Below are 566 nucleotides of genomic sequence, written 5' to 3' on the forward strand. Positions count from 1 at the left end.
TTCTTCTTTTATATATGCCTTTGTATATACCTCATCCCACTCTACAGGAATCATATCACTGATTTTATTCGCTATTTCTTGATACATTTCATTTAATTTCTTTTCAAATTCCATTTTTCTCACTCCTAAATATTTGGAATACGTTTTTCATATTGTCTATTATTGATTTCATATTCAACTTGAAATTCTGTAGGTCTTTGACTGTCACCCCTATATTGCACTTCAATTTTAATATTTTTTACTTGATCTTCTGATTCAATAGCTTCCCGCCATTCTTTCTCCATGTTATACCATTCTCCGTTCTCTTTAAATGAGCGGTTGATGTATTTACTTTGGGGTACGAGATTGTCTATATCTTTAGAACCTCCGAATGCGCGCGCAATTAAATGACCGCCGTCATCATCTGGCAAACGATCTTCTCTTCCAACTGTTCGTTGCGCATATGAATTACGTCCGCCATCTAGAAGTGATAGGTCATCCGCATATACTTCTTTAATGCGGCCTTTGTGATCCGTTCGATACACATGTCCATGCGGTGTTGTATATTCGATGTTGGCCTTCAATTT

General features: G+C 36.4%; 2 protein-coding genes. Both read right to left on the reverse strand.

From position 1 onward, the window contains the following. The coding region (locus HMPREF2663_RS12575) for an immunity protein YezG family protein (RefSeq protein ID WP_141762248.1) at nucleotides 1-114 on the reverse strand (114 nt) is incomplete at its 3' end. 11 nt (nucleotides 115-125) lie between these two features. Further along, nucleotides 126-566 (reverse strand): DNA/RNA non-specific endonuclease (locus HMPREF2663_RS12580; RefSeq protein WP_176746344.1); only part of this gene is annotated, 441 nt, incomplete at its 5' end.

The sequence above is a fragment of the Staphylococcus sp. HMSC077D08 genome (assembly GCF_001837945.1).
In the GTDB taxonomy this organism is placed as follows: domain Bacteria; phylum Bacillota; class Bacilli; order Staphylococcales; family Staphylococcaceae; genus Staphylococcus; species Staphylococcus epidermidis.